Below are 234 nucleotides of genomic sequence, written 5' to 3' on the forward strand. Positions count from 1 at the left end.
GACAGATGACGGCGAAACCTTAGCGCTTGGTGGCATCACTATCACCGCGATGTATGTTCCCGGTCATACGCGTGCTGACATGGCGTATATTGCCACTGACGATGAAAAAACCGTGGTGTTTGTCGGTGATACCTTGTTTGCTCCAGATGTGGGCACAGCACGCTGCGACTTCCCAGGTGGAGATGCCAAAAATCTGTATCAGTCGATCAAAAAGCTGCTCGAATTACCGGATGA

General features: G+C 50.9%; 1 protein-coding gene. It reads left to right on the forward strand.

Going from position 1 to position 234, the window contains the following annotated elements:
* On the forward strand, positions 1-234 hold a 234-nt coding region (locus CAN34_RS13985), incomplete at both ends, for an MBL fold metallo-hydrolase (protein WP_121509242.1).

The organism is Psychrobacter sp. DAB_AL32B, from assembly GCF_002224105.1.
In the GTDB taxonomy this organism is placed as follows: domain Bacteria; phylum Pseudomonadota; class Gammaproteobacteria; order Pseudomonadales; family Moraxellaceae; genus Psychrobacter.